22 protein-coding genes are annotated in these 24,682 nt (G+C 64.0%); 9 read left to right on the forward strand and 13 right to left on the reverse strand.

What is annotated here, in order from left to right:
- Window positions 1-7: 7 nt before the first annotated feature.
- From bamA to JC616_RS14595, 10 genes are all read right to left on the reverse strand, one after another.
- Window positions 8-2,296 (reverse strand): outer membrane protein assembly factor BamA, encoded by a 2,289-nt coding sequence (gene bamA / locus JC616_RS14550; RefSeq protein ID WP_107799111.1) that lies wholly within the window; start codon window positions 2,294-2,296, stop codon window positions 8-10.
- Between the two features lie 9 nt (window positions 2,297-2,305).
- Window positions 2,306-3,649 carry an RIP metalloprotease RseP gene (gene rseP, locus JC616_RS14555; RefSeq protein WP_227103869.1) on the reverse strand — a complete coding sequence of 448 codons (1,344 nt, stop codon included), beginning with the start codon at window positions 3,647-3,649 and terminating at the stop codon, window positions 2,306-2,308.
- Window positions 3,643-4,827, reverse strand: a complete 1,185-nt coding sequence (gene ispC / locus JC616_RS14560) for a 1-deoxy-D-xylulose-5-phosphate reductoisomerase (protein WP_107799113.1) — start codon at window positions 4,825-4,827, stop codon at window positions 3,643-3,645. The genes rseP and ispC overlap by 7 nt, the downstream gene beginning before the upstream one ends.
- Window positions 4,828-4,842: 15 nt before the next feature.
- Window positions 4,843-5,649, reverse strand: a complete 807-nt coding sequence (locus JC616_RS14565; RefSeq protein WP_107799114.1) for a phosphatidate cytidylyltransferase — start codon at window positions 5,647-5,649, stop codon at window positions 4,843-4,845.
- 3 nt (window positions 5,650-5,652) lie between these two features.
- The gene (gene uppS, locus JC616_RS14570; protein ID WP_233246784.1) at window positions 5,653-6,342 is read right to left on the reverse strand and encodes a polyprenyl diphosphate synthase; all 690 of its coding nucleotides are present in this window, start codon (window positions 6,340-6,342) and stop codon (window positions 5,653-5,655) included.
- 79 nt (window positions 6,343-6,421) lie between these two features.
- Window positions 6,422-6,979: a ribosome recycling factor gene (gene frr / locus JC616_RS14575; RefSeq protein WP_107799116.1), complete on the reverse strand. Its 558-nt coding sequence runs from the start codon at window positions 6,977-6,979 to the stop codon at window positions 6,422-6,424.
- Window positions 6,980-7,055: 76 nt separating this feature from the next.
- The gene (gene pyrH, locus JC616_RS14580) at window positions 7,056-7,775 is read right to left on the reverse strand and encodes a UMP kinase (protein ID WP_048412252.1); all 720 of its coding nucleotides are present in this window, start codon (window positions 7,773-7,775) and stop codon (window positions 7,056-7,058) included.
- Window positions 7,776-7,867: 92 nt separating this feature from the next.
- On the reverse strand, window positions 7,868-8,734 hold the full coding sequence (gene tsf / locus JC616_RS14585) for a translation elongation factor Ts (RefSeq protein WP_107799117.1): 867 nt from the start codon (window positions 8,732-8,734) through the stop codon (window positions 7,868-7,870).
- 69 nt (window positions 8,735-8,803) lie between these two features.
- Window positions 8,804-9,532: a 30S ribosomal protein S2 gene (gene rpsB / locus JC616_RS14590; protein WP_107799118.1), complete on the reverse strand. Its 729-nt coding sequence runs from the start codon at window positions 9,530-9,532 to the stop codon at window positions 8,804-8,806.
- A 145-nt stretch (window positions 9,533-9,677) separates the two neighbouring features.
- Window positions 9,678-9,869, reverse strand: coding sequence for a hypothetical protein (locus JC616_RS14595; protein WP_107799119.1), 192 nt, complete (start codon window positions 9,867-9,869; stop codon window positions 9,678-9,680).
- A gap of 115 nt (window positions 9,870-9,984) precedes the next feature.
- Between JC616_RS14595 and JC616_RS14600 the strand changes: the two genes are divergently transcribed.
- Window positions 9,985-11,022 carry an NAD(P)H-dependent flavin oxidoreductase gene (locus tag JC616_RS14600; RefSeq protein ID WP_227103871.1) on the forward strand — a complete coding sequence of 346 codons (1,038 nt, stop codon included), beginning with the start codon at window positions 9,985-9,987 and terminating at the stop codon, window positions 11,020-11,022.
- Between the two features lie 261 nt (window positions 11,023-11,283).
- Here the strand turns inward: JC616_RS14600 and typA are convergent, their stop codons facing one another.
- Window positions 11,284-13,104, reverse strand: a complete 1,821-nt coding sequence (typA, locus tag JC616_RS14605; RefSeq protein ID WP_107799121.1) for a translational GTPase TypA — start codon at window positions 13,102-13,104, stop codon at window positions 11,284-11,286.
- Between the two features lie 139 nt (window positions 13,105-13,243).
- Between typA and JC616_RS14610 the strand changes: the two genes are divergently transcribed.
- Together JC616_RS14610 and JC616_RS14615 are read left to right on the forward strand one after the other, a co-directional pair.
- Window positions 13,244-14,119 carry a hypothetical protein gene (locus JC616_RS14610; protein ID WP_227103873.1) on the forward strand — a complete coding sequence of 292 codons (876 nt, stop codon included), beginning with the start codon at window positions 13,244-13,246 and terminating at the stop codon, window positions 14,117-14,119.
- A gap of 119 nt (window positions 14,120-14,238) precedes the next feature.
- Complete coding sequence (locus JC616_RS14615) at window positions 14,239-15,546, forward strand: enoyl ACP reductase FabMG family protein (RefSeq protein WP_227103875.1); 1,308 nt, start codon at window positions 14,239-14,241, stop codon at window positions 15,544-15,546.
- Between the two features lie 65 nt (window positions 15,547-15,611).
- On the opposite strand, the gene JC616_RS14620 is transcribed toward JC616_RS14615, so the two are convergent.
- Window positions 15,612-16,598: an NAD(P)H-quinone oxidoreductase gene (locus JC616_RS14620; protein ID WP_227103877.1), complete on the reverse strand. Its 987-nt coding sequence runs from the start codon at window positions 16,596-16,598 to the stop codon at window positions 15,612-15,614.
- A 169-nt stretch (window positions 16,599-16,767) separates the two neighbouring features.
- On the opposite strand from JC616_RS14620, the gene JC616_RS14625 reads away from it, so the two are divergent.
- The 6 genes from JC616_RS14625 to efp all read left to right on the forward strand — a co-directional run bounded on the left by JC616_RS14625 (window position 16,768) and on the right by efp (window position 23,841).
- Entirely contained in the window at window positions 16,768-17,433 is a 666-nt protein-coding gene (locus JC616_RS14625) for a 7-cyano-7-deazaguanine/7-aminomethyl-7-deazaguanine transporter (RefSeq protein WP_107799126.1), read from the forward strand.
- A gap of 108 nt (window positions 17,434-17,541) precedes the next feature.
- Entirely contained in the window at window positions 17,542-19,977 is a 2,436-nt protein-coding gene (locus JC616_RS14630; protein ID WP_227103879.1) for a heavy metal translocating P-type ATPase, read from the forward strand.
- A complete protein-coding gene (gene ccoS / locus JC616_RS14635; protein WP_019103031.1) occupies window positions 19,977-20,156 on the forward strand; it encodes a cbb3-type cytochrome oxidase assembly protein CcoS in 180 nt (59 codons plus the stop codon). Before JC616_RS14630 ends, ccoS begins: the two co-directional genes overlap by 1 nt.
- A 280-nt stretch (window positions 20,157-20,436) precedes the next feature.
- The gene (locus JC616_RS14640; protein ID WP_107801759.1) at window positions 20,437-21,738 is read left to right on the forward strand and encodes a NupC/NupG family nucleoside CNT transporter; all 1,302 of its coding nucleotides are present in this window, start codon (window positions 20,437-20,439) and stop codon (window positions 21,736-21,738) included.
- 331 nt (window positions 21,739-22,069) lie between these two features.
- Entirely contained in the window at window positions 22,070-23,215 is a 1,146-nt protein-coding gene (gene earP / locus JC616_RS14645; RefSeq protein WP_227103881.1) for an elongation factor P maturation arginine rhamnosyltransferase EarP, read from the forward strand.
- A gap of 62 nt (window positions 23,216-23,277) precedes the next feature.
- Window positions 23,278-23,841, forward strand: coding sequence for an elongation factor P (gene efp, locus JC616_RS14650; protein WP_048412240.1), 564 nt, complete (start codon window positions 23,278-23,280; stop codon window positions 23,839-23,841).
- 89 nt (window positions 23,842-23,930) lie between these two features.
- Here efp and JC616_RS14655 read toward each other — a convergent pair whose 3' ends face one another.
- Entirely contained in the window at window positions 23,931-24,479 is a 549-nt protein-coding gene (locus JC616_RS14655; RefSeq protein ID WP_107799129.1) for a cupin domain-containing protein, read from the reverse strand.
- Window positions 24,480-24,682 lie beyond the last annotated feature (203 nt).

Consider the following 24,682-nt stretch of genomic DNA (forward strand, 5'->3'; position numbering starts at 1 on the left):
GTCAATTTTAGAACACGGTACCCAGCTGGAATTGGAAGCGCTGGACTTTGTCGTTGTCCTTCTTCTTCAGCGGATTGGCGATACTGAATTTCATCGGTCCGATCGGAGACAGCCAGGTCAACGCCACGCCTGCGGAGTAGCGCATACCGTCGCCGGCGGAACTGCCGGCCACCGACGGATCCCACAAGGTGCCGGCGTCGAAGAACAGGCTGGTGCGCACCGACTTATTGTCCTTCATTCCCGGGAAGGGGAACAGCACTTCAGCGTTGGCCACCGCCTTGCGGGTACCGCCCAGGTAGTCGCCGTTGGTGTCGCGCGGGCCGATACTGCTGGTGTCGTAACCGCGCACCGAGCCCAGACCGCCCATGTAGAAGTTCTGGAAGAACGGCAGACGCGAAGTCTTGCCGTAGCCGTCGGCATAGCCCAGCTCGCCGTTCAGCATCAGCGTAAAGGTCTTGGTCAGCGGGAAGAACCAGGTCTGCTGATGGGTCAGGCGGTAGTACTGCAGATCGCCGCCCGGCAGGCCGGCGTCCGCGCCCACCTTGATCACCGCGCCGCGAGTCGGCCACAGCGCGCTGTCGCGGGTGTCGCGGCCCCAGCTGATGGTGCCCAGCAGCGTGTTGTTGCTGGCGCCGTACTGGTTGACGAAGTCCTTGTAACGCTGCGGACTGTTGTCGTAGGTGCTGATCTTGGTGTTTTCCGCGCCGATGCTGAAGTTGATGCGGTCGTACTCGGTCACCGGCACCCCGAAGCGCACCGCGCCGCCGATGGTGCTGGTCTTGTACGCGGAAATATTGGTGGCGTCAGGGTTGTAGACGCGGTTGTACAGGTCGTAGCCCAGGCTGACGCCGTCCGGCGTGAAGTACGGATCGGTGAAGGACAGCGACAGGTTCTTGTTCACCTTGCCGGTGGACAGGCCCAGCGACATATACTTGCCGGAGCCGAAGATATTGCTCTGCGACAGGTTGGCGGACAATTGCACGCCCTCGCCCTGCACGAAGCCGATACCGGCGGACACGCTGCCCGTGGAGCGTTCCTTCAGGCTGATGTTCATATCCACCTGGTCGGCGGCGTCCGGCACGGCCGGGGTTTCGATGTTGACGTCCTCGAAATAACCCAGCAGCTCCACGCGCTCCTTGCTGCGCTTGATCTTGTCGGCGCCGTAAGGCGCGCCTTCCAGCTGGCGCAGTTCGCGGCGGATCACTTCATCGCGGGTCTTGGTGTTGCCGGCGATGTTGACGCGGCGCACATAGGTCTTGCGGCCCGGATCCACGAAGAAGGTGAAGGCCACGGTCTGTTTGTCGTGGTCGATGTCGGGCAGCACGTTGACGTTGGCGAAGGCGTAGCCGGCCTGGCCCAGGCGGTCGCTCAGCGACTTCACCGACTCGGTGATTCTTTCATTGTTGAAAGTGTCCCCGGCCTTGGCCTGGATCAGCTTGCGCAGATCGGCTTCCGGCACTTTGAGGTCGCCGGCCAGCTTGATGTCGGAGATGGTGAATTTCTTGCCTTCGTGAATATTCACCGTCAGGAACATATCCTGCTTGTCGGCGCTGATCGACACCTGGGTGGAGTCGATGTTGAATTCCAGATAGCCCTGGTTCTGATAGAAGGCCTTGAGCTTTTCCAGATCGCCGGTCAGTTTCTGCTTGGAGTACTGGTCGTCCTTGGTCACCCAGGACAGCCAGCCGCCGGTGGTCAGGCTGAACTGGTCCACCAGGTCGGACTGCTTGAAGGCGCTGGCGCCGACGATGCGGATTTCCTTGATGCGCGCGGTCACGCCCTCGTTGATGTCCAGCGTCACCGCCACGCGGTTGCGTTCCAGCTTGGTCACCGACGGGGTCACTTCCACGGAGTACTTGCCGCGGCTGTAATACTGGCGCTTGAGTTCCTGCACCGCGCCGTCCAGCAGCGCCTGATCGAAGATCAGCGACTCGGCGAAGCCGTTGTCCTTCAAGGCCTTTTTCAGCTGGTCCTTGCTGAACTCCTTGGCGCCGTTGATGTTGAGCTGGCTGACCACCGGGCGCTCGGCCACGGCCACGATCACCACGCTGTCGCGCGATTCGATGCGCACATCGTTGAAGAAGCCGGTGGCGAACAGGGCCTTGATCGCCTCGTTGGCCTTCTGGTCATTGAAGGTGTCGCCCACCTTGACCGGCAGATAGTTGAATACGGTGCCGGGCTCGGTGCGCTGCAAGCCTTCAACGCGAATGTCTTTGATGACAAAAGGATCAGCAGCCCAGGCCATGGAGGCCGAAGTCAGGCCCAGTACGGCTGCTGCAAGCAATTTCAATTTCATAGATCGGTTTTAACCCCCAAATAGGCGGCTGAAATCATTCAGCAAAGCGAACGCCATCAAAGACGCCAGCAAGATGAAGCCAATTTTTTGTCCGAACAATTGCGCCCGCTCACTGACGGGGCGGCCTCTGATCAACTCCGCGACATAATACATTAAGTGCCCGCCATCCAGAACTGGAATCGGCAGCAGATTCAGCACGCCTATGCTGATGCTGATCAGCGCCAGGAACTCCAGATAAGGCGTCAGGCCCTCGCGCGCGGTCTGGCCGGCGACGTTGGCGATGGTCAGCGGGCCGGACAGATTATCCAGCGAGGCCTGGCCCATCAGCATGCGTCCCATGAACTTGACGCTCATCCAGCTGGTGTCCCAGGTCTTGGCCAAGGCGGCCAAACCCGCCTGCGCCGCGGAATAGTGTTCGGTGTACAGCAACTGACGACCCCAGCCGGCGTCCGGCTGCGGCGCGGCGCCGATGCGCCCCACCACTTCGCCGTCCTGCTGGTGCGCCTGCGGCCGCACTTTGATGTTCAGCGTCTCCGCGCCGCGCTGGACTTTCACGTCCAGATCGCGCCCCGGGCTGTTGCGCACCTGCGCCACCCAGCCTTCCCAGCTGTTCAGCGCCTGGCCGTTGAGCGCCAGCAGCTTGTCGCCCGGCTTGAGGCCGGCGCTTTGCGCGGCGCCGCCCTCCTCCAGCGCGCCTATCACCGGCAGGAAACGCCCCGGCGTCAGGCCGGTGTTGCCCTGTTGCATCGCGGTCACCGCCTTGTCGCCGAAGCGGGCGGGGTCGATGCGGCGATCGGCCTTGGCGCCGGCCGCGGTTTCCACTTGCACCACGGTGGCGTCCGGCGACATCGCCGCCTCCACCAGGGCGAGACGGATCTGCTGCCAGTTGGCCACCGGCTGGCCGGCCACGCTCAGGATGCGGTCGCCGGGCGCGAAGCCGGCCGCCGCGGCCGGCGTCTGCGCCACCACGGTGCCGACCAGAGGCTTGACCTGGGTCACGCCCTGGCCCATCACCACCCAGTACAGCAGCACCGCCAGCAAGAGATTGGCCAGCGGACCGGCGGCGACGATGGCGATGCGCTTCAACACATGCTGATTATTGAAGGCTTGCGGGCGCAGTTCTTCCGTCACCGGGCCTTCGCGCTCGTCCAGCATGCGCACATAGCCGCCCAGCGGGATCGGACAGATCACCCACTCGGTGCCCTTGCGCCAGTAAGTCCACAGCGGCTTGCCGAAGCCGATGGAGAAACGCAGCACCTTGACGCCGCACAGCCGAGCCACCCAGTAGTGGCCCAGTTCGTGAAAGGTCACCAGCACGCCAATGGCCACCAGGAAGGCGAGCAGGGTCAGCATGCGGCCACCCGCTGCAGCGCGAAGGCGCGCGCTTCCTCATCCTTGGCCAGCAAGGCCTCGACCGAGCCGCTGCCGGCCAGGCTGACGCCGTCCAGCGCGGCGGACACCACGGCGGGGATGTCGACGAAACGCAGCCGCCCATGCAGGAAGGCGTCCACCGCCACCTCGTTAGCTGCGTTCAGCACCGCCGGCGCGTCGCCGCCCAGGCGCAGCACGTCGAAAGCCAGCTTCAGACAGGGGAAGCGCTCCAGGTCCGGCGCCTCGAAAGTGAGGTTGGACAGCGAGAAAAAGTCCAGCGAACCCACGCCCGCCTCGATGCGCTCCGGCCAGGCCAGCGCGCAGGCGATGGGCGTGCGCATGTCCGGCGAACCCAGCTGGGCCATCACCGAACCATCGCGATACTGCACCATGGAATGAATCACGCTTTGCGGATGCACCACCACGTCGATGCGCTCCGGCGGCGCGGAGAACAGCCAGTGCGCCTCGATCACCTCCAGGCCCTTGTTCATCAGCGAGGCGGAATCGACGGAAATCTTGCGCCCCATCACCCAATTGGGGTGGCGGCAGGCGTCGTCCGGAGTCACGCGCAGCAAGTCCTCGGCCGAAGACTGGCGGAAGGGGCCGCCGGAAGCGGTGAGAATGATTTTGCGGATGCCGGCGGCGTCCAGATTGCCGGCGTAGTCGTGGGGCAGCGATTGAAAGATGGCGCTGTGCTCGCTGTCCACCGGCAGTAGGGTCGCGCCGTGGCGGCGCGCCGCGTCCATGAACAGACGGCCGGCCACCACCAGGGATTCCTTGTTGGCCAGCAAGATGCGCTTGCCGGCGCGCGCCGCCGCCATGGCGGACGGCAGACCGGCGGCGCCAACGATGGCGGCCATCACCACCTCGGCCTCCGGCAAGGCCGCCACCTGGACCAGCGCGGCCGGGCCGTGCAGCACCTCGGCGTTCACCCCCGCCTCGGCCAGCCGGCCGCGCAGAGCGTCGGCGGACGCGGCGTCGCCGGTCACCACGTAGGCAGGCCGGAATTGCAAAGCCTGTTGGAACAGGCGATCCACCTGGCGGTTGCCGGTCAGCGCCACCACCCGGTAACGCTCGGGGTGGCGCGCCACCACGTCCAGCGTATTGACGCCCACGCTGCCGGTGGCGCCGAGAACGACAATCCCTTGCGGTTTCGTCATTTGAGTTTCCTGCGGTTACATGCCGCCCAGAACGCGCAGCGCGTTGCTGACGGCGAGGACGGCGATAAGACTGTCGATGCGGTCGTACACGCCGCCGTGGCCGGGCAGCAAGCGGCTGCTGTCCTTGATGCCCGACGCGCGCTTGAACCAGGATTCCAGCAGATCGCCCATCACGCTGACCGCGGTCAGCGGCAAGGCCAGCAACAGCAGCGCCCACACCGGCAAGCCGGTGTCTATCCAGCCCAGATGGTCCACCAGCGCCACGTACAGCGCCACGCAGATCACGCCGCCGTAGACGCCCTCCCAGCTCTTGCCCGGGCTGATGGACGGCGCCAGCTTGCGCCGGCCGAAAGCCTTGCCGGAAAAGTAGGCGGCGATGTCCGCCACCCACACCAGGCCCATCACCGCCAGCAGGGCGAAGGCGTCCGCCGCGCCAGGCTGCGGCCGCCACTCCAGGAAGGCGAACCAGGCCGGCAGCATCAGCAGCCAACCCAGCAACCAGGCCAACGGGCCCGGGGGGATGCGCCAGCGCTTGGCCAGCCAGCACGGCACCAGCAACAGCCAGAAACCCAGCGTCAGAACGTGCTCAAGCGGGCCCAGCCGGTAATGGCCGAACCAGGCGGCCGCGGCCAGGCCGCTGCTCGCCGCCAGATACAGCCATTTGCCGGCGCCGGTCATGCCGGCCATGCGGCTGAACTCCCACATGGCCAAAACGACGATCAGCCAGGAGAAGCCCGCCCAGGCCTCGGCCGGGAACAGAAACAGCGCCGCCAGCATCAGGGGCAGCAAGACCAGAGCCGTCAGAACGCGTGTCAGCAGCATGGCTTAACGCCCGTCCCGACGCAGATGCTCGGGCAGTTGCTCGCTGGTGCGTCCGAAGCGGCGCTCGCGGCATTGGTATGAATCAATGGCGGTTTCCAGCGCCGCGCGGTCGAAGTCCGGCCACAGCGTCTCGGTGAAGTAGAGCTCGGAATAAGCCAGCTGCCACAGCAGGAAGTTGCTGATGCGCTGTTCGCCGCCGGTGCGGATGAACAAATCCGGCTCCGGCGCCCACGGCATCGACAGGCGCTGGCTCAGCGCCTCCTCCTCGATATGGGTGGCGCCCTCGGCGATCAGGCCGTTGACCGCGTTGAGGATGTCCCAGCGGCCGCCGTAGTCGGCGGCGATGTTCAAGGCCAGACCGTCGTTGCCGGCGGTCTTTTCCTCGGCGCGCAGGATGCGCTCCTGCAAGTCCGCGCTGAAACGCTCGCGCGAACCCAATACCCGCAAGCGGATATTATTGCTGTGCAGCTTGCTGACCTCGTGCTCGAGCGCGCGGATGAACAGGTCCATCAGAAAGGACACTTCCTCCTGCGGACGCCGCCAGTTCTCGGTGGAGAAGGCGAACAGGGTCAGGCATTCGACGCCCAGTTCCTTGCAGGCTCCGACGATCTCGCGCACGGTGTCCAGGCCCCGCTTGTGGCCGGCCACCCGCGGCAGAAAACGCTTTTTGGCCCAGCGGCCGTTGCCATCCATGATGATGGCGATATGCCGAGGCACGGAACGCACCTCCGGCACATCCTTGGTAGAGCTTGCAAACAAGGTACGGCGCTCCTTAGACGGCCATCAGGTCGGCTTCCTTGGCGGCCAGGGCCTTGTCGATTTCGACGGTGTACTTGTCGGTCAGCTTCTGGATCTCATCCTGGCCGCGACGCTCGTCGTCCTCGGTAATGGCCTTGTCTTTAAGCAGGTTCTTGAATTCGTTGTTGGCGTCGCGGCGGATATTGCGCACGGCCACGCGCGCGCCCTCGGCCTCGCCGCGCACGACTTTGATCAGATCCTTGCGGCGCTCTTCGGTCAGCATCGGCATCGGCACGCGGATGATCTCGCCCATGGAGGCCGGGTTCAGGCCCAGGTCGGAGTCGCGGATCGCTTTTTCGATCTTGGCCAGCATCGGCTTTTCCCAGGGTTGCACGCCGATAGTGCGCGCGTCCACCAGGGTCACGTTGGCCACCTGGCTGATGGGCACGTCGCTGCCATAGTAGTCCACCATGACATGATCAAGAATGCCGGTATGGGCGCGACCGGTGCGCACCTTGCTCAGGTCGGTCTTGAACGCGTCCAGCGACTTCTGCATTTTCTGCTCGGCCGATTTCTTGATGTCGTTAATCATGTCCACTCCAAATCGAAACTTAAAAAGACAAGGCGAAAACGGCCATTGCCGCTTTCGCCTTCAGCAATTTTCAAACTCAGCAGTGTACCAGCGTGCCTTCGTCTTCGCCAAGCACGACCCGGGTCAGCGCGCCGCTCTTGAAGATGCTGAACACCTTGATGTTCAGGTTCTGGTCGCGGCACAGCGCGAAGGCGGTGGCGTCCATCACCTTCAGGTTGCGCGAGATCGCCTCGTCGAAGGTCAGGGTCTGGTAACGTATCGCGTCCGGGTTCTTTTTCGGATCGTCGGTGTACACGCCGTCCACCTTGGTGGCTTTCAGCATGATGTCCACGTTCATTTCCATGCCGCGCAGCGCCGCGGCGGTGTCCGTGGTGAAGAAGGGGTTGCCGGTGCCGGCGGCGAAGATCACCACCTTGCCCTCTTCCAGGTATTGCATCGCCTTGCCGCGCACATAGGGCTCGGCGATCTGCTGCATGGTCAGCGCCGACTGCACGCGCGCGATCAACCCAGCCTTGGTCATCGCGTCCTTCAACGCCAGCGCGTTCATCACCGTGGCCATCATGCCCATGTAGTCCGCGGTGGCGCGATCCATGCCCGCGGCCGCCGGCGCGACGCCGCGGAAGATGTTGCCGCCGCCGATCACCACGCCCACTTCCACGCCAAGCTCCACGACTTCCTTGATCTGACCGACGATCTGCTCGATCGTGGCACGGTTGATGCCATAGCTGTCATCGCCCATCAGGGCCTCGCCTGAAAGTTTCAGCAGGATGCGTTTATAGGCAGGAACTTGGCTCATGGTAACCTCGGTTTGGCTGGATATTCGGTTTTCAGTTTGCAAAACGGCACCCTGCAGGCAGGGTGCCGTCAATACGTCTCGCGACTGGGCGCTTACAGCTTGGCGGCTGCAGCCACTTCAGCGGCGTAGTCTACTACTTTCTTCTCAATGCCTTCGCCCACTACGAACATGGCGAACGCCTTGACCGAGGCTTTCTTCTCGGCCAACAGTTTTTCCACGGTCTGGTCCGGGTTCTTGACGAAGGGCTGGCCCATCAGGGTCACTTCGGCCAGGAACTTGTTGACGCGGCCTTCAACCATCTTGGCGACGATGTCGGCCGGCTTGCCGGATTCGGCGGCCTGAGCGGTGTAGATCTTGCGCTCTTGTTCCAGGATGTCGGCGGAAACCTGATCCTTGGACACGCAGATCGGCTTGGAAGCGGCGATGTGCATGGCCACGTCCTTGCCCACTTGCTCTTCGCCGGCGAAGTCGACGATCACGCCGATCTTGGCGCCGTGCAGGTAGGTGGCGATCGCGCCTTCGGTCTGGTAGCGAACGAAACGACGGATGGTCATGTTCTCGCCCAGCTTGGCGATGGCGGCCTTGCGGATGTCTTCAACGGACTGACCGTCGATTTCCACGGCGGACAGCGCTTCCACGTCGGCCGGGTTGGCTACGACCACAGCCTTGGCGGCGGCGGCGGCCAGGGCCAGGAAGGTCGGGTCCTTGGCAACGAAGTCGGTTTCACAGTTGACTTCCACCAGGGCGCCAACGCCGCCTTCAACGAAGGAACCGATGATGCCTTCGGCAGCCACGCGGCCAGCCATCTTGGAAGCCTTGTTGCCGGACTTGATGCGCAGAATTTCTTCAGCCTTGGCAGCGTCGCCTTCGGCTTCCACCAGGGCTTTTTTGCATTCCATCATGCCGAGGCCGGTGGCCGCGCGCAGATCCGAAACCATTTTTGCGGTAATGTCCGCCATACTTCGTACTCCTGAATGATTTTGATTACGTGGGTCTAAAAAAAGGGGCTTACGCCCCTTTTCGTCTGCTTACTCGGCTTGAGCCGATTCAGCAGCCACGATCTCGTGCAGAGACTGGGCGCGGCCTTCCAGCACCGCGTCGGCCATGCCGCGAGCGTACAGGCGGATGGCGCGGCTGGAGTCGTCGTTGCCCGGGATCACGTAATCGATGCCGTCCGGGGTGTTGTTGGTGTCAACAACGCCGATAACCGGGATACCCAGTTTCTTGGCTTCGACGATGGTGCCCTTCTGGTAACCAGTGTCGATAACGAAGATGGCGTCCGGCAGGCCCTTCATATCCTTGATGCCGCCCAGCGAACGCTCCAGCTTGTCGACTTCGCGTTGCAGGTCCAGCAGTTCTTTCTTGTTGTAACCGGTATCGCCAGCGGATTCCAGAATGGCGCGCTTCTCTTCAAGACGCTTGATCGACTGCTTCACGGTCTTGTAGTTGGTCAGCATGCCGCCCAGCCAGCGGTGGTCAACAAACGGCATGCCGCAACGGGCAGCTTCTTCACGTACGATCTCACGAGCCTGACGCTTGGTGCCCACGAACATGATGGAACCTTTGTTGGCGGCCAGACGACGCACATAGTCCTGGGCTTCTACGAACAGCGGCAGAGTCTTTTCCAGGTTGATGATGTGAATCTTGTTGCGGCTGCCGAAGATGTACTTGGCCATCTTCGGGTTCCAGAAGCGGGTTTGGTGGCCGAAGTGAACGCCGGCCTCAAGCATTTGACGCATGGTAACGTTGGTGGACATGCAAAAACTCCTTAAAGGGTTAAGCCTCCATCCGCGCAGACAACCTCGAAACGAGGCACCCTTTGGCGCGGATGTGCGTAATAGATGATTTTCCCCCGCCAGGATGGCAAGGGACGCGGGATTCTAACACCGGACGGCGGAGCGCTCAAGCCTCCTCGCGCGCCTCGCGGGCTTTTTCCCGCTGACGGCGCAGCTTGCGCCGCGTCATCCGCGCCACAAAGAAGGTGGGCAGCACGCCCAGAAAGAACACGGTGGACAGCGAAGCCAGCACGCTGTGCTGCGCCACCGCCAGCATCAGCACCACATAGAGCCAGCCCAGCAACACGATCAGCAACATATTTAAACAATCGTTTGAATTTTCCGGCAAAGCCGACAACAATGACAGCGCCGGGTCAAACCCGCTGCGCCCGCCAACCCCAGACCGACAGACATTGTAAAGCGAGCCCCGCCCCATGCAAACCGCCATCACCCGCCTGCTCGGCATCCAGCGCCCGCTGATCTGCCCCGGCATGAGCTATATCGCCACCCCGGAACTGGTGGCCGCCGTCGGCAACGCCGGCGGCCTGGGCATACTCGCCACCGGCCCACTGACGCCGGAGCTGACGCGGCAAGCCATCCGCCGCGTGCGCGAGCTGAGCGACGCCCCCTTCGGCGTCGGCTGCACGCTAATGATGCCCGGCGCCAAGGAAAACGCCATGGTCGCGTTGGAAGAGCGCGTGCCGGTAATCAATTTTTCCCTGGGCAAGGGGGATTGGCTGATTGAGCGCGCCCACGCCTATGGCGGCAAGGTCATCGCCACCGTGGTGACGGAGAAGCACGCGCGTTCGGCGCAGGCGTCCGGAGCCGACGCCCTGCTGGTCACCGGCCACGAGGCCGCCGCCCACGGCGGCGCCGTCACCTCGCTGACGCTGATTCCGGCCATCCGAAAAGTCTGCGAGCTGCCCCTCATCGCCGCCGGCGGCTTTGCCGACGGCCGGGGCCTGATCGCCGCGCTGGCGCTGGGCGCCGACGCCGTGGCCATGGGCACGCGACTGGCGATGAGCCGGGAAAGCCCGGTGCACCAGCGCACCAAGGAGATGATCCGTCAACGCGGCGTGGCCGACACCTTGTATTCCAAGAATTTCGACGGCCTGTGGTGCCGGGTGATGGACACCCCGGCCGCCCGCCAGGCCACGCGCAAGCCGCTCAGCCTGTTCGCCGCCGCCTGGCGCGCCAGCGCCGCCGCGCGCAAGCTGGGCATGCCCATCGCCAAAGTGGTGCTGGGCGGCCTGCTGAGCCAGCCGCAAGCGCTGCGTCAGCTGGCTCAATTCGGCGCCGCCACCGAGTCCATCCGCCTGGCGATAGAGGACGGCGACCTCGACAAGGGCGTGCAGCTGATCGGCCAGGCTCAGGGCCTGATCGACGACGCGCCCAGCGTGGCCGAGCTGTTCGAACGCATCCTGGCCGAGGCGGACGCTTGTCGGCGACGGCTGAACGCCTTAAGCGACTAAGAGCCTGCTCAAAGTCCGCTGCGCTTCGGCGATACGGCGTTGAAACCGAGCTCAAAATGCTCATGTACCACGTGTACATTCCGCTTTTTCGCTCGTTTTCGCCTTGTCTCGCTCTGGCTCGCGAGACTTTGAACAGGCTCTAAGAACCCGCTCAATGCCCGCCGCGCCTCATGAAGCCCCGCACGGCGAGCACACACTCCAAGACATAAAAAAACCGCCGCCCCATCAAGGGTACGGCGGTTTTTGCCAGACCGGCGCCGATCAGGACGCGGCGTTGGCCTTGGCCATCTTGCGACGATCCGATTCGTTCAGGTAACGCTTGCGGATGCGGATGGACTTCGGCGTGATCTCCACCAGCTCGTCGTCGTCGATGAATTCAACGGCGGATTCCAGCGTCAGCTTGATCGGCGTGGTCAGACGCACGGCTTCGTCGGTGCCGGAGGCGCGCACGTTGGTCAGCTGCTTGCCCTTGACCGGGTTCACCACCAGGTCGTTGTCGCGGCTGTGAATGCCGATGATCATGCCTTCGTACAACTTCTCGCCCGGAGCCACGAACATGCGGCCGCGGTCTTCCAGCTTCCACAGCGCGTAAGCCACGGCCTCGCCGTTCTCTTGCGAGATCAGCACGCCGTTGTGACGGCCCGGCATGTCCGGCTTGACCGGCGCGTAGTCGTCGAACACGTGGCTCATCAGGCCGGTGCCGCGGGTCATGGTCATGAAGTCGGACTGGAAGCCGATCAGACCGCGCGCCGGAATATGGTATTCCAGGCGGGTGCGGCCATTGCCGTCGGATTCCATATTGGTCAGTTCGCCGCGGCGACGACCGATCTCTTCCATCACGCCGCCCTGGTGATCGTCTTCCAGGTCGATGGTCAGGTTCTCGTACGGCTCGCTCTTCTGGCCGTCGATTTCCTTGAACACCACGCGCGGCTTGGCCACGGCCATTTCAAAGCCTTCGCGACGCATGTTTTCCAGCAGAATGGTCAGGTGCAGTTCGCCGCGACCGGACACGCGGAATACGTCGGAGTCGCCGGTGTCTTCCACGCGCAGCGCCACATTGGTCAGCAGTTCCTTGGTCAGACGGTCGCGGATTTGACGCGAGGTCACGAACTTGCCCTCGGTGCCGGCCAGCGGCGAGGAGTTCACCATGAAGTCCATGGTCAGCGTCGGCTCGTCCACGGACAGCATGGGCAGGCCTACCGGCTGCTCCTTGTCGCAGATGGTCACGCCGATGCCGATGTCTTCCAGGCCGGAGATGATGATGATGTCGCCCGCTTCGGCTTCTTCAACCGGCACGCGGTCCAGACCCTGGTAACCCAGCACCTGGTTGATGCGGCCGGTGGCCACTTGATCGTCATGGTTCATCACCACCACTTGCTGACCCGGCTTGATGCGGCCGTTCAGCACGCGGCCCACGCCCAGGCGGCCGGTGTAGGTGGAGTAATCCAGAGCGGAAATCTGCAGCTGCAGCGGCGCGTCGGCGCTGCCCGGCGGGGTCGGCACGTGCTTGAGCACGGTGTCGAACAGCGGGCGCATATTGTCGGACTCTTCCTCCAGCTCCAGCTTGGCGAAGCCGTTCAGGCCGGAAGCGTAGATGATCGGGAAGTCCAGCTGTTCGTCAGTCGCGCCCAGCTTGTCGAACAGGTCGAAAGTCTGATCCACCACCCAGTCCGGACGCGCGCCCGGACGGTCCACCTTGTTGATCACCACGATCGGGCGCAGACCCAGCGCCAGCGCTTTCTTGGTAACGAAACGGGTTTGCGGCATCGGGCCTTCTACGGCGTCCACCAGCAGCAGCACGCCGTCCACCATGCCCAACACGCGCTCAACTTCGCCGCCGAAGTCGGCGTGTCCCGGAGTGTCGACGATATTGATGTGCACGCCTTCGTATTCGATGGCGGTGTTCTTGGCCAGAATGGTAATGCCGCGTTCTTTTTCAAGATCGTTGCTGTCCATTACACGCTCGTCCACTTGCTGGTTCTCGCGGAAGGTGCCGGATTGGCGCAGCAATTGGTCTACAAGCGTGGTCTTGCCATGGTCGACGTGGGCGATGATGGCGATATTGCGAATTTGTCGGGTCATTTTAGGAAGGAGGATGGATACAGAAAAATCGCTGGATAATAGCACAAAAAACTGTCCATACCAAAAATTCCAGCGGGCGACAAGCGCTGGGCTTTTGCGTACACTGCGCGGCAAACCGACTTCGACGAGGAAACGCTCCATGTACGACTGGAACGCCTTATGGCATGAACACGAAGCCTACCGCACCGGCTACGCCGTTCAGCACAACGATGCCAACCAACTGGCCGACGCCCTGCCCGCCCAACTGATCAAGCCGGCCGCCGGCATAGACGACGTGGCCGTTTACGACGATGGCGACCGCTACCTGCTGGCTGGCCACAAGGACGGCCTGCAATTGCTGGACATCGCCAAGCACAGCCTGTTCGACATCACGCTGCGCTTCGTCACCGAGGAAGAAGATCAGGACATCGCCCCGCCCTATGTCGAAATCCACGTCGACAACCTGGCCACCGAAGAGCAAGCGGTCTGGCGCGCCGCGGTCAGCCGCGACGAGGAAGGCCGGATCTGGGTGGGCAAGCGCGCGCTGGACGAAGGCGTGGTGCCGGCCATGCCCTTCGACGAACTGTCCTTCACCGACAACGCCCGCTTCCGCGAAGAACTGACCCGGGTCTGGCATGAAGACCTGCCGCAACTGAAGCCGGCGCTGGAAGCCTGGTTCCAGCACGGCGCGCTGAGCGCGCCGGCCGACGAGCCGGCCCATTACGGCGACGCCCCGCGGGTACAGCAGATCTGCGACCGCTACGCCGAGATCGTTCGGCGCGAACAAGCGCTGCTGTCGCGCCAGTTCAGCGATCCGGAACTGCATCTGATCGCCCAGGTACTAAAAGGCGTGCGCTTCGACGACGCGGCCTCCTGCCGCGGCGTGTGGCTGGCGGTGGAGGCGCGCATCATCGAGGAAGAGCTGGACCAGCAATGGAAAGTGGACGGCGAAAAACTCCTGACCAAGATGAAGGCGCTCAGCTACGCGCAGGAAGTGGCCTTGATAGAAGCACTGTCGCCGCTGGCGTCCGACTGAACACCTCAAACCGGATCGCGGGTAGAATGCCCCCGATCCGAGCAATCACTCCAAACACATCCAAGTGACCGGCCCCGCCATCACGCGCCGCGCCGGTCCGCATCGAGAAAGATAAAGACATGGCTCAAACCAGCGCCCTGAGACAGCTTCCGCAAAGCACCCTGTTCCGCTCCGGCGACGTCTTCGTCCTGTTCGGCGAACTCTTCGGCCGCGGCTACGCCAACGGTCTGATCAATGAAGCGCGCAAAGCCGGCATGGACATCATCGGCATGACCGTGGGCCGCCGCGACGAGAACAACCAGCTGCGCCCGCTGAACGAGGAAGAGCTGGCCGCGGCCGAAGCCAATCTCGGCGGCCGCGTGATCAATGTGCCGCTGATGGCCGGCTTCGACCAGGACGGCGCGCCGACGCCGACCGAGCTGCTGGCCTCCCTGACGCTGAAAAGCTGGCAGGACGACAAGCTGGACTGGGAACACATCGAGCAATGCCGCCAAATCGGCGTGCAGCGCTTCAAGGACGGCGTCGCCCAGGCGATGGCGCAGCTGGACGGCATGATAGCCGACGGCCGCAATGTGTTCTTCGCCCACACCATGGCCGGCGGCATTCCCAAGGCCAAGGTCTTCCTGGCCATCGCCAACCGCGTCTACAAGGGCCGCGGCGAGCGCTTCCTGTCCACCCAGGCGCTGTTGGACAGCGATCTGGGCAAGCTGATCCTGCAAAACTTCGACGAAGTCACCGCCAACACCTTCCAGCACCTGATCGACGGCAGCGCCGCGCTGCGCGGCCGGCTGGAAGCCGCCGGCGGCCAGGTACGCTACACCGCCTACGGCTACCACGGCACCGAGATCCTGATCGACGGCGATTACCAGTGGCAGACCTACACCAACTACACCCAGGGCTACGCCAAGATGCGGCTGGAAAACGTCGCCCGCGCCGCCTGGGAGCAAGGCGTCAAGGCCACGGTGTTCAACTGCCCGGAAATCCGCACCAACTCCTCGGACATCTTCGTCGGCGTGGAGCTGCCGCTGCTGGCGCTGCTGCGCGCGCTGAAGCGCGAGGACGGCGGCGCCTGGGCCGACGCGCAATGGCAGGCCTGCGCCGCCCTGCTGCAGGACGGCCATACGCTGGAAGAGGTGCTGGGGAAGATAGACGCGCTCAATAGCGGCGAGGTGATGCGCGGCTTCCGCAATTTCGAAGCCTGGCCAATGCCGAACAGCCCGGAACTGGCCGAGGTGATGATAGGCACCTCCGACGCCATCGTGGACCTGCATCAGGACAAGAAGGCCTTGATCACCGACCATCTGAGCAGCCTGGTGATCGACGCCACCGGCCCGCTGATGTTCCACGAAGCCGCCGCGCCCGCCGGCCCGGTGCTGTGGCTGAACCATGACATCATCGCGCGCCAGCTGAACCGGATGCATGCTTAAAACCACCTCGGCCGATGGCTGACACAAAACGGCGCGCCCATTTGGGCGCGCTTTTTTTTAAGGTGTCACCCAGCCAGCACCGGAAACAGCGTCAACACCACCTTGCCCAGATTGCGATTGGCCTCCACATACGCATGCGCGTCGCCCACCTGGGCCAAGGGGTAGCTGGAATCCAGCGTCAGGCGCAGCCTGCCCTGCTCCAGCGCCGGCAAGATCCGGGTTTCCAAAGCCCGCGCCAAGCGCGCCTTCACCTCCAGTGGCTGCGGCCGCAGCGTGGAGCCGATCAAGGCGATGCGCTTCATCAGCAGCGCGCCCAGGTTCAACTCCGCCTTGGCGCCGCCGAGCAGGCCGATATTGACCAGCCGCCCATCCGGCTTCAAGGCCGACAGATTGTCGTTCAGATAGCTGGCGCCCACCGGGTCCAGCACCACGTCGGCGCCGCCCCAGTCCTTGACCATGGGGCCGAAGGCCGGCGTTTGCCGGTAGTTGAACACCCGCGCCGCGCCCAGCTCGCGGCAGAACCCGGTCTTCTCCTCGCTGCCCGCACTGGCGAAAGCCTGCGCGCCCAACAGGCCGGCCAGCTGGATCGCCGCCGCGCCGACGCCGCTGGCGCCGGCGTGCACCAGCACGGTCTCGCCGGCCTGCAAGCCGGCCTTTTCCACCAGATTGAACCAGGCCGTCATCCAGGCCTCGGGCAGGCTGGCCGCCTCCACCCAGGACAGCCAGTCCGGCTTGGCGATCGCCAAAGCCTCGTCCAGCAGCGCGTATTCGGCGTAAGCTCCGCCGCCGATCAGGCCGAACACCGCATCGCCGGGCTGGAAACGCGAATCCGCGTCAGCTTCCTCCACCACGCCCGCCACTTCCAGGCCCAGAATCGGGCTGGCGCCCGGCGGCGGCGGATACTGCCCGGCCCGTTGCGCCAGGTCCGCGCGGTTGACGCCCGCCGCCATCACTCGCAACAGCAATTGCCCGGCGGCGCGAACCGGCGGCGCGATCTCGTCCAAACGCAAGGTGTCGACTCCGCCCGGAGCCGACTGCACAACTGCCAACATACCCCCTCCTTTCGCTCTCAAGCGACTGATTAGCAATGTCAAATACCTTTGCCAAGGCGGACGCAGGCGCGTATCATCTCCGCCCTTGCCCTGTTCCAGCCTCGCCGGACCAGGCCAACCGAATCTGCATTGGGTTCCCTCACCCCAATCCAATAAAAAGGCCGACATCATGTTTAGCTTTACCCGCCAACAGCGGCTGTCCGCGCTGCTGTGGCTGTCCTTGTTCCACATCGCCATCATCGCGTCCAGCAACTACCTGGTGCAATTGCCCATCACCGTGTTCGGCTTCCACACCACCTGGGGTGCGTTCACCTTTCCCTTTATTTTCCTGGCCACCGATCTGACCGTGCGCGTATTCGGCGCGCCGCTGGCCCGCCGCATCATTTTCGCGGCGATGCTGCCGGCGCTGGCGATCTCCTACCTGATCTCCACCCTGTTCTACCAGGGCGCCTGGCAAGGCGCGTCGGCCCTGGCCAGCTTCAATGTATTCGTCGCCCGCATCGCCGTCGCCAGCTTCGCCGCCTACGCGCTGGGCCAGGTGCTGGACGTGCAGGTGTTCAACCGCCTGCGCCAGCTGAAAACCTGGTGGATCGCCCCCGCCTCGGCCATGTTGTTCGGCAATATCAGCGACACGCTGGCCTTCTTCTTCATCGCCTTCTACAAGAGCAGCGATCCCTTCATGGCCGCCAACTGGGTGGAGATCGCGCTGGTGGACTACAGCTTCAAGCTGCTGATCTGCCTGCTGTTCTTCCTGCCCATGTACGGCGTGATCCTGAACCGCATCCTCAAGCAGCTCAGTTTGCGCGGCGTGGAAGCTCAATTGCACGCGGCTTAAACGACTCCAAGCCCGGGCCGGACGCCCCCAGCAAATGGGGGCTGCCGCGGCTGATTCCAACACGCTAGCGCAAGCCAAACGCGGCCGGATTGATTACAATCGGCCATCATGAGTGAAAACTGCTTCCACTGCGGCCTGCCGGTGCCGCCCGACGTCCGGTTCCCGGTCAAATACCGCGAAGTCGATCAGCCCACCTGTTGCGCCGGCTGCCAGGCGGTAGCCGTCACCATCATCCAGTCCGGCCTGTCCGATTACTATCAGCACCGCACCGAGGGCGCGCGCCAGGCCGAGCCGGTGCCGCTCGAACTGCTGGAGCAGATCAAACTCTACGATTCCGACGAGCTTCAGCGCAGCTTCGTGCGCTTCGAGGCCGAAAACCTGCGCGAGGCCTCCTTGATGCTGGAAGGCATCACCTGCGCCGCCTGCGTCTGGCTCAACGAGCAGCACATCCGCCAGCTGCCCGGCATCGTCAGCGTCGACATCAATTACAGCAATCACCGCGCCCGCGTGCGCTGGGACAATAGCCGGGTCCAGCTGTCCGCTATCCTGGAGGCGGTCAGCGCCATCGGCTACCGCGCCCACCCCTACGACGCCGAACGCCAGGAAGCGCTGAACCAGAAAGAGCGCAAGCAGGCGATCAACCGCCTGTGGGCGGCCGGCCTGTCCATGATGCAGGTGATGATGTACGCGGTGCCCATCTATCTGGCGCCGGACGGCGAGATTTCGCCGGACTTCCTGTGGCTGCTGCACTGGTCCAGCTTCATCCTGACGCTGCCGGTGGTGCTCTACTCCGCCGTGCCCTTCTACCGCGCCACCTGGCGCGACCTCAAGACCCGGCGCGTGGGCATGGACACCCCGGTGACCATAGGCATTCTCACCGCCTTCCTGTCCAGCTTCTGGGCCTTGATCAACAAGGTGGAGCACGGCGTCTATTTCGACTCGGTGTCCATGTTCGTGTTCCTGCTGCTGGGCGGCCGTTATCTGGAAGGCATCGCCCGGCGCAAGGCCGGCGAAGCCACCGAAAGCCTGGTCAAGCTGATCCCCGCCTTCGCCCACCGCCTGGCCGGCTGGCCCGCCAGCCGTCAAAGCGAGGAAACCACGGTGACGCAGCTGCGTCCCGGCGACGTGATTCTGATCAAACCCGGCGAGACCATTCCTGCCGACGGCGTGGTGCTGGACGGCCACAGCGCCAGCAACGAGGCGCTGCTGACCGGCGAGAGCCGGCCGGTGAGCAAGGACGTCGGCGCCGCGGTGATCGCCGGCAGCGTCAACGCCGCCAGCCCGCTGGTGGTGCGAGTGGACCAGACCGGCCAGGACACCCGGCTGGCCGGCATCGTGCGGCTGCTGGACCAGGCGCTGGCGGAGAAGCCGCGGCTGGCGGTGATCGCCGACCGCTTCGCCAGCTGGTTCGTGGCCCTGCTGCTGCTGGCCGCCGCTGGCACTTACATCGGCTGGCACTATATCGAGCCGGACCGCGCGCTGTGGATCATGGTGGCGGTGCTGGTGATTTCCTGTCCCTGCGCGCTGTCGCTGGCCACCCCGGCGGCGCTGACCGCCGCCTCCGGCCACCTGGCGGCGCTGGGCGTGCTGACCACCCGCGGCCACGCGTTGGAAACCCTGCCCAAGATCAGCGATGTGGTGTTCGACAAAACCGGCACCCTGACCCATGGCGATATGCGGCTGCTGGACAGCTGGACCGCGCCCGGCCGCGACGCGGCGGCGGCGCTGGCCACGGCGGCGGCGCTGGAACAGGGTTCGGAACACCCAGTGGCGCGCGCGCTGCTGGCCGCCGCCGGCGACGGCCCGTACCAGGCGGCGGACGCGCTGCGCAACCATCCCGGCCAGGGCGTGACCGGCCAGCTGGATGGCCGCGCCTGGCGCATAGGCTCGCCGGAATTCATCGCCGCCCAGCTGGGCGACTGCCCGCTGCCGGCCGCCGACTGGCACGGCGACAAGACCCTGATCGCGCTGGCGGACGAAACCGAACTGGTGGCGCTGTTCGCCATCGGCGACGCGGTACGCGCCGACGCGGCGCCGCTGTTGCGCCAGCTGAAACAGCGCGGCCTGCGCGTACACCTGCTCAGCGGCGACGGCGCCGGCGCGGTGGCCAGCCTGGCGCGCCAGCTGGACATGGACGCCCACATCGCCCGCGCCGCGCCGGAGGATAAGCTGGCCTATGTCGGCCGGCTGCAAGCCGCCGGCAAGCGCGTGCTGATGGTGGGCGACGGCATCAACGACGCGCCGGTGCTGGCCAAGGCCGACGTATCCATCGCCATGGGCGGCGGCACCGACGTGGCGCGCGCCAGCGGCGACATGGTGCTGATAGGCGACCGGCTGGGGCTGATCGCCAGCGCTTTCGAGCTGTCGCGCAAGACCTTGTCTGTGATTCGTCAAAACCTGTGGTGGGCCGCCGCTTACAATATCGTGGCGCTGCCCTTGGCCATCGCCGGCCATGTAACGCCGTGGATCGCCAGCCTGGGCATGGCGTCCAGCTCACTCATCGTAGTCGGCAACGCCCTCCGACTGGTCAAACGGAGACCCTGATGGAAAGCCTGTATCTGCTCATCCCGCTCAGCCTGGTGCTGGCCTTCGTCATCGGCGGCATTTTCTGGTGGGCCACCCGCAACGGCCAGTTCGACGATATGGAGGGCCCGGCCCACCGCATCCTGATGGACGACGATAAGCCCAAGGACGCCAAGGACGAGACGCCGCGGCGCGACTGAGGCCCCGCGCTCGCCCAAACCCCTCCCGGCGCACCCCCGCGCCGGGATTTTTTTGCTCCGACGCGGCGCGCCCGCATGTCCCGCCGCCGGCCCAATCTTCACCCAAATCGAATAAAATCAAGGACAAAGCGTCGCAATCGCTTTCGTTATCCGATTTTTGCTGTAAAATCGCGCCCCTTGAGCAATATTAGCTAATCATCATCTAATAATCGTTGGATCCGCCTTGTCCGGCGCCGCGCGCCGGCTTGTCAACTTCCGCACCATCATCTCAGGGTTGTTCGTGAATACCTTACAAGCTCTCGTCGGCATGTTGTTCCTGCTGGGCACCGCCTATGCGCTGTCCACCAATCGCAAAGCCATCAATTGGCGCATCGTGCTGATCGGTCTGATCATGCAAAGTTCGCTGTTCCTGGTCATCAACTACGTGCCCGCCGCGCGCGCGGTGTTCGAAGCCTTCGGCTCCGGCTTCGCCAAAGTGCTGACCTTCTCCGGCGAAGGCGCCAGCTTCGTGTTCGGCGACCTGGCCAAACCCAGCGGCAGCATGGGCTTTTTGTTCGCCTTCATGGTGTTGCCGGTCATCATCTTCTTCTCCGCCTTCAGTGCCCTGCTCTACCATCTGGGCATCCTGCAACGCGTGGTGGCCGGCATGGCCTGGGTGATGAAGCGCAGCATGAAGCTGTCCGGCCCGGAAAGCCTGACCGTGGCCGGCAACATCTTCCTCGGCCAGACCGAGGCCCCGCTGCTGATCCGCCCCTACATCCAGCACATGAGCCGCTCCGAGCTGGCTTGCGTGATGATCGCCGGCATGTCCACGCTGGCCGGCGGCGTGCTGGCCGCCTACGTCGCCTTCCTCGGCGGCAGCAATCCGGCGGAGCAAGCCAAGTTCGCCACCTATCTGCTGATGGCCTCCTTCATGAACGCGCCGGCCGCCGCGGTGTTCGCCAAGATCATCTACCCGGAAACCGACCGCGACCATGCCTCCAGCGACAAGCTGGACTACAGCCAGGACGACGATCAGGGCAGCTTCATCAACGCCATCGTCAACGGCGCGATGTCCGGCATGAAGATGGCCGCCGCGGTGGCCACCATCATCCTGGCCATCGTGTCCATGATCGCGCTGGCCAACTTCGTGGTGAAGGACGGCATCGGCGCCGCGCTGGGCGTCAACGAAATGATCAAGGCCTCCACCAATGGCGTGTTCGACGGCCTGACGCTGCAATACCTGTTTGGCCAGGCCTTCCGCGTGTTCGCCTTCATGATGGGCGTGAGCTGGCACGAAACCCTGGAAGTGGGCAGCCTGCTGGGCCAGAAGATCGTGGTCAACGAGTTCATCTCCTATCTGGACCTGGCCAAGATGAAGGCCGCCGGCACCCTGTCGCCGCAGGCCATCCTGATTTCCACCTTCGCGCTGTCCAGCTTCTCCAACTTCAGCTCGGTGGGCATCTGCGTCGCCGGCATCGGCGCGCTAGCGCCGTCGCGGCAGAAGGAACTGGCCCAGATCGGCATGCGCGCGCTGGCCGCCGCGGTGATGGCGGGTTTCATGACTGCGACCACCGCCGGCCTGTGGATGTCCATTTTCTAAGAACCTGTTTACGATCTGCTGCGCGTCGTGGAGCGTTACACGGTGAGTACAGCTTCGAAATGCTCATGTACCACGCGTACATTCCGCTTTCTCAGCCGTTTTCGCCTTGTCTCGCCTTAGCTCGCGAGATCGTAAACCAGTTCTAAAAGCAATCACCGCGTTTTGATCTAGTTGTAGCGTGGACAAGCCCAAAGGACTTGCCCACGCTACGAACTCAGGCCTTTGTCCGCGGCGTCTTAATCTTTTTGCCACCCCGCGCTCCGGCGCGGGGTTTTTCATTAACCCGCGGCGGCGTGCTAAGCTGCCGCCATTTTCACGCGCGGCACCGCCAATGGAACGCAAACACTGGGATATCTTCTGCGCCGTGGTCGACAACTACGGCGACATCGGCGTCGCCTGGCGGCTGGCGCGCCGGCTGGCCCACGACTTCGGCCTGGAAGTGCGGCTATGGGTGGACGACCTGGCCAGCTTCGCCCGCATCGCGCCCGATCTGGATCCGGCCCTGCCGGCCCAGCGTCTGGCCGACATCGACGTCCGCCACTGGCCGGCGGAGGGCCCGCCCGCGGACACCGTGCCCGCCGAGGTGGTGATCGAGGCCTTCGGCTGCCGGCTGCCGGAGCACTTTGAACAGGCGATGGCCGCCAAGGCGGTCAAGCCGGTGTGGATCAATCTGGAATACCTGTCGGCGGAAGACTGGACCCGCGGCTGCCACCGCCAGCCCTCGCCGCATCCGCGGCTGCCGCTGACCAAGCATTTCTTCTTTCCCGGCTTCGAGGCCGACACCGGCGGCCTGATCTGCGAACAGGGCCTGCTCGACGTCCGCCGCCAATGGCAGGACGACGCGCTGGCGCGCCGCGCCTACTGGCAGTTGCTGGAACTGCCCGAGCCGGCCGCGGACGAGTGGCGGGTCAGCCTGTTCGCCTATGAAAACCCGGCGGTCACCAGCCTGCTGGCCGCCTGGGCGCTGGGCGAGCGTCCGGTCACCTGCCTGCTGCCGGAAGGCAAGGCGCTGCCGGACGCCGCCCGCGTCTTCGGCTACCCCTTGCGCGCCGGCATGCTGGCGCGCCAGGGCCAGCTGACGGTCAAGGTGCTGCCGATGACCGACCAGGACAGCTACGACCTGCTGCTATGGTCCTGCGACCTCAATCTGGTGCGCGGCGAAGACAGCTTCGTGCGCGCGCAATGGGCCGGCCGGCCGTTTCTGTGGCACATCTACCCGCAGGACGACGCCGCCCATCTGGCCAAGCTTGATGCCTTTTTGTTACAGTACGGCGCGGCGCTGCCCGCCGGCGCGGCGCAGGCGCTGAGCGCCGCCAGCCATGCCTGGAACCACGGCGCCGACATGGCCGCCGCCTGGACGGAACTGGCCGCCTGGCTGCCCGCCTGGCGCGAGCATGCCGCCGCCTGGCCGGAAAAATTGCTGGCGGACGGCGATCTGGGCGACAGACTGCTGCACTTTGTCCGGGAAATCGGCTAGAATACGCCGTTTTTCGGAAACCTTTTTTTCCGACTTCAATCAAGAGTTTGGGACTTTTAGTAATGAAAACCGCACAAGAACTCCGCGCCGGCAACGTATTCATGGTAGGCAGCGACCCGATGGTCGTGCAGAAGGCTGAATTCAGCAAATCCGGCCGCAACGCCTCCGTTGTGAAAATGAAGATGAAGAACCTGTTGACCGGCGCCGGCAGCGAAGCCGTATACCGCGCCGACGACAAGTTCGACGTCATCGTGCTGGACCGCAAGGACTGCACCTACTCCTACTTCGCCGATCCGATGTACGTGTTCATGGACACCGAATTCAATCAGTACGAAGTGGAAGCCGACAACCTGGGCGACACGCTGAACTTCATCGTCGACGGCATGGAAGAAGTGTGCCAAGTGACCTTCTACGACGGCAAGGCCATCTCGGTTGAACTGCCGACCACCGTGGTTCGCGAAGTGGAATACACCGAACCGGCCGTACGCGGCGACACCTCCGGCAAAGTGCTGAAGCCGGCTCGCCTGGTGGGCACCACCTTCGAAGTTCAGGTTCCGGCCTTCGTCAACACCGGCGAAAAGATCGAAATCGACACCCGCACCAACGAATTCAAGAAGCGCGCCTAAGCGCCCTCTTGCTTCGCAGTGCCCAAAGCCGCCCGGCGCCATGCACCGGGCGGCTTTTGTTTTGAGCGCAACGTGTCAGCGACAGGCCATCAGCGCTTGATCCTGGATAAGGGGTCGTCCGGCCGGTAAGTCGGCGTCATCGGCCGCGGCGATCCCACCATCACACAGAGCAAGGCGTCGTCGTCGCCCACATTCTCTTCGCCGCGGTAGATCCCCGGCGGAATCGAGATCAGATCCCGCGGGCCGACGACCGCCTCCCAACGCTCCCCTTCCAAAGATTCGCAAAACAGCTTCACCGTGCCTTGCAACACAAAGAAGATCTCCTCCGCGTCGGTGTGCAGATGCAGGGGGCCGATATGGCCGGGCGGAATCTTCATCGTGGAAAAAGTGAAGTGCACCGCCGGCACGGTATTGCCGTCGGCGGCCACCCCGGTGGCGCCGGTGCCGACATAGCGCATCTGCGCGCGGCCGTACTCCGGCTTGAAATCCGCCTGAAACTTCAAGGCGTCCCAGTCGTAACGGCGGGTGGAGCGCAACACGCAACGCGACGCCATCCACTCGGCAAAGCTCTTGCCGGCCGGCCTGGCCAAGGAAGGCAGAGCCTCCCGCACCAATTCATTCAAACGATCATTGTTCATGGTGGTCTTTCAACGGCGGGCAGCCTGCTCGCAGGCTGGAATGTCGAAACCGGAACGCAGGGCGCGGCGCTGGGCGCCCCATTTGTTCCGTCTATGAAACATGATTTCATTAATGAAATCTTCTATAGCCTAGGCAAGCCGAACCCAGGCCAAACATTAGGGAAAACCCTAATATTTTGCTCGGTTTTCACCTCATAAAGTCG

Source organism: Chromobacterium rhizoryzae (genome assembly GCF_020544465.1).
Lineage (GTDB): Bacteria > Pseudomonadota > Gammaproteobacteria > Burkholderiales > Chromobacteriaceae > Chromobacterium.

Bases quoted from the DNA above. Each gene is read 5' to 3' on its own strand.
- bamA (WP_107799111.1), bottom strand. From the start codon at position 2,296: ATGAAATTGAAATTGCTTGCAGCAGCCGTACTGGGCCTGACTTCGGCC.
- rseP (WP_227103869.1), bottom strand. From the start codon at position 3,649: ATGCTGACCCTGCTCGCCTTCCTGGTGGCCATTGGCGTGCTGGTGACC.
- ispC (WP_107799113.1), bottom strand. From the start codon at position 4,827: ATGACGAAACCGCAAGGGATTGTCGTTCTCGGCGCCACCGGCAGCGTG.
- JC616_RS14565 (WP_107799114.1), bottom strand. From the start codon at position 5,649: ATGCTGCTGACACGCGTTCTGACGGCTCTGGTCTTGCTGCCCCTGATG.
- uppS (WP_233246784.1), bottom strand. From the start codon at position 6,342: ATGGATGGCAACGGCCGCTGGGCCAAAAAGCGTTTTCTGCCGCGGGTG.
- frr (WP_107799116.1), bottom strand. From the start codon at position 6,979: ATGATTAACGACATCAAGAAATCGGCCGAGCAGAAAATGCAGAAGTCG.
- pyrH (WP_048412252.1), bottom strand. From the start codon at position 7,775: ATGAGCCAAGTTCCTGCCTATAAACGCATCCTGCTGAAACTTTCAGGC.
- tsf (WP_107799117.1), bottom strand. From the start codon at position 8,734: ATGGCGGACATTACCGCAAAAATGGTTTCGGATCTGCGCGCGGCCACC.
- rpsB (WP_107799118.1), bottom strand. From the start codon at position 9,532: ATGTCCACCAACGTTACCATGCGTCAAATGCTTGAGGCCGGCGTTCAC.
- JC616_RS14595 (WP_107799119.1), bottom strand. From the start codon at position 9,869: ATGTTGCTGATCGTGTTGCTGGGCTGGCTCTATGTGGTGCTGATGCTG.
- JC616_RS14600 (WP_227103871.1), top strand. From the start codon at position 9,985: ATGCAAACCGCCATCACCCGCCTGCTCGGCATCCAGCGCCCGCTGATC.
- typA (WP_107799121.1), bottom strand. From the start codon at position 13,104: ATGACCCGACAAATTCGCAATATCGCCATCATCGCCCACGTCGACCAT.
- JC616_RS14610 (WP_227103873.1), top strand. From the start codon at position 13,244: ATGTACGACTGGAACGCCTTATGGCATGAACACGAAGCCTACCGCACC.
- JC616_RS14615 (WP_227103875.1), top strand. From the start codon at position 14,239: ATGGCTCAAACCAGCGCCCTGAGACAGCTTCCGCAAAGCACCCTGTTC.
- JC616_RS14620 (WP_227103877.1), bottom strand. From the start codon at position 16,598: ATGTTGGCAGTTGTGCAGTCGGCTCCGGGCGGAGTCGACACCTTGCGT.
- JC616_RS14625 (WP_107799126.1), top strand. From the start codon at position 16,768: ATGTTTAGCTTTACCCGCCAACAGCGGCTGTCCGCGCTGCTGTGGCTG.
- JC616_RS14630 (WP_227103879.1), top strand. From the start codon at position 17,542: ATGAGTGAAAACTGCTTCCACTGCGGCCTGCCGGTGCCGCCCGACGTC.
- ccoS (WP_019103031.1), top strand. From the start codon at position 19,977: ATGGAAAGCCTGTATCTGCTCATCCCGCTCAGCCTGGTGCTGGCCTTC.
- earP (WP_227103881.1), top strand. From the start codon at position 22,070: ATGGAACGCAAACACTGGGATATCTTCTGCGCCGTGGTCGACAACTAC.
- efp (WP_048412240.1), top strand. From the start codon at position 23,278: ATGAAAACCGCACAAGAACTCCGCGCCGGCAACGTATTCATGGTAGGC.
- JC616_RS14655 (WP_107799129.1), bottom strand. From the start codon at position 24,479: ATGAACAATGATCGTTTGAATGAATTGGTGCGGGAGGCTCTGCCTTCC.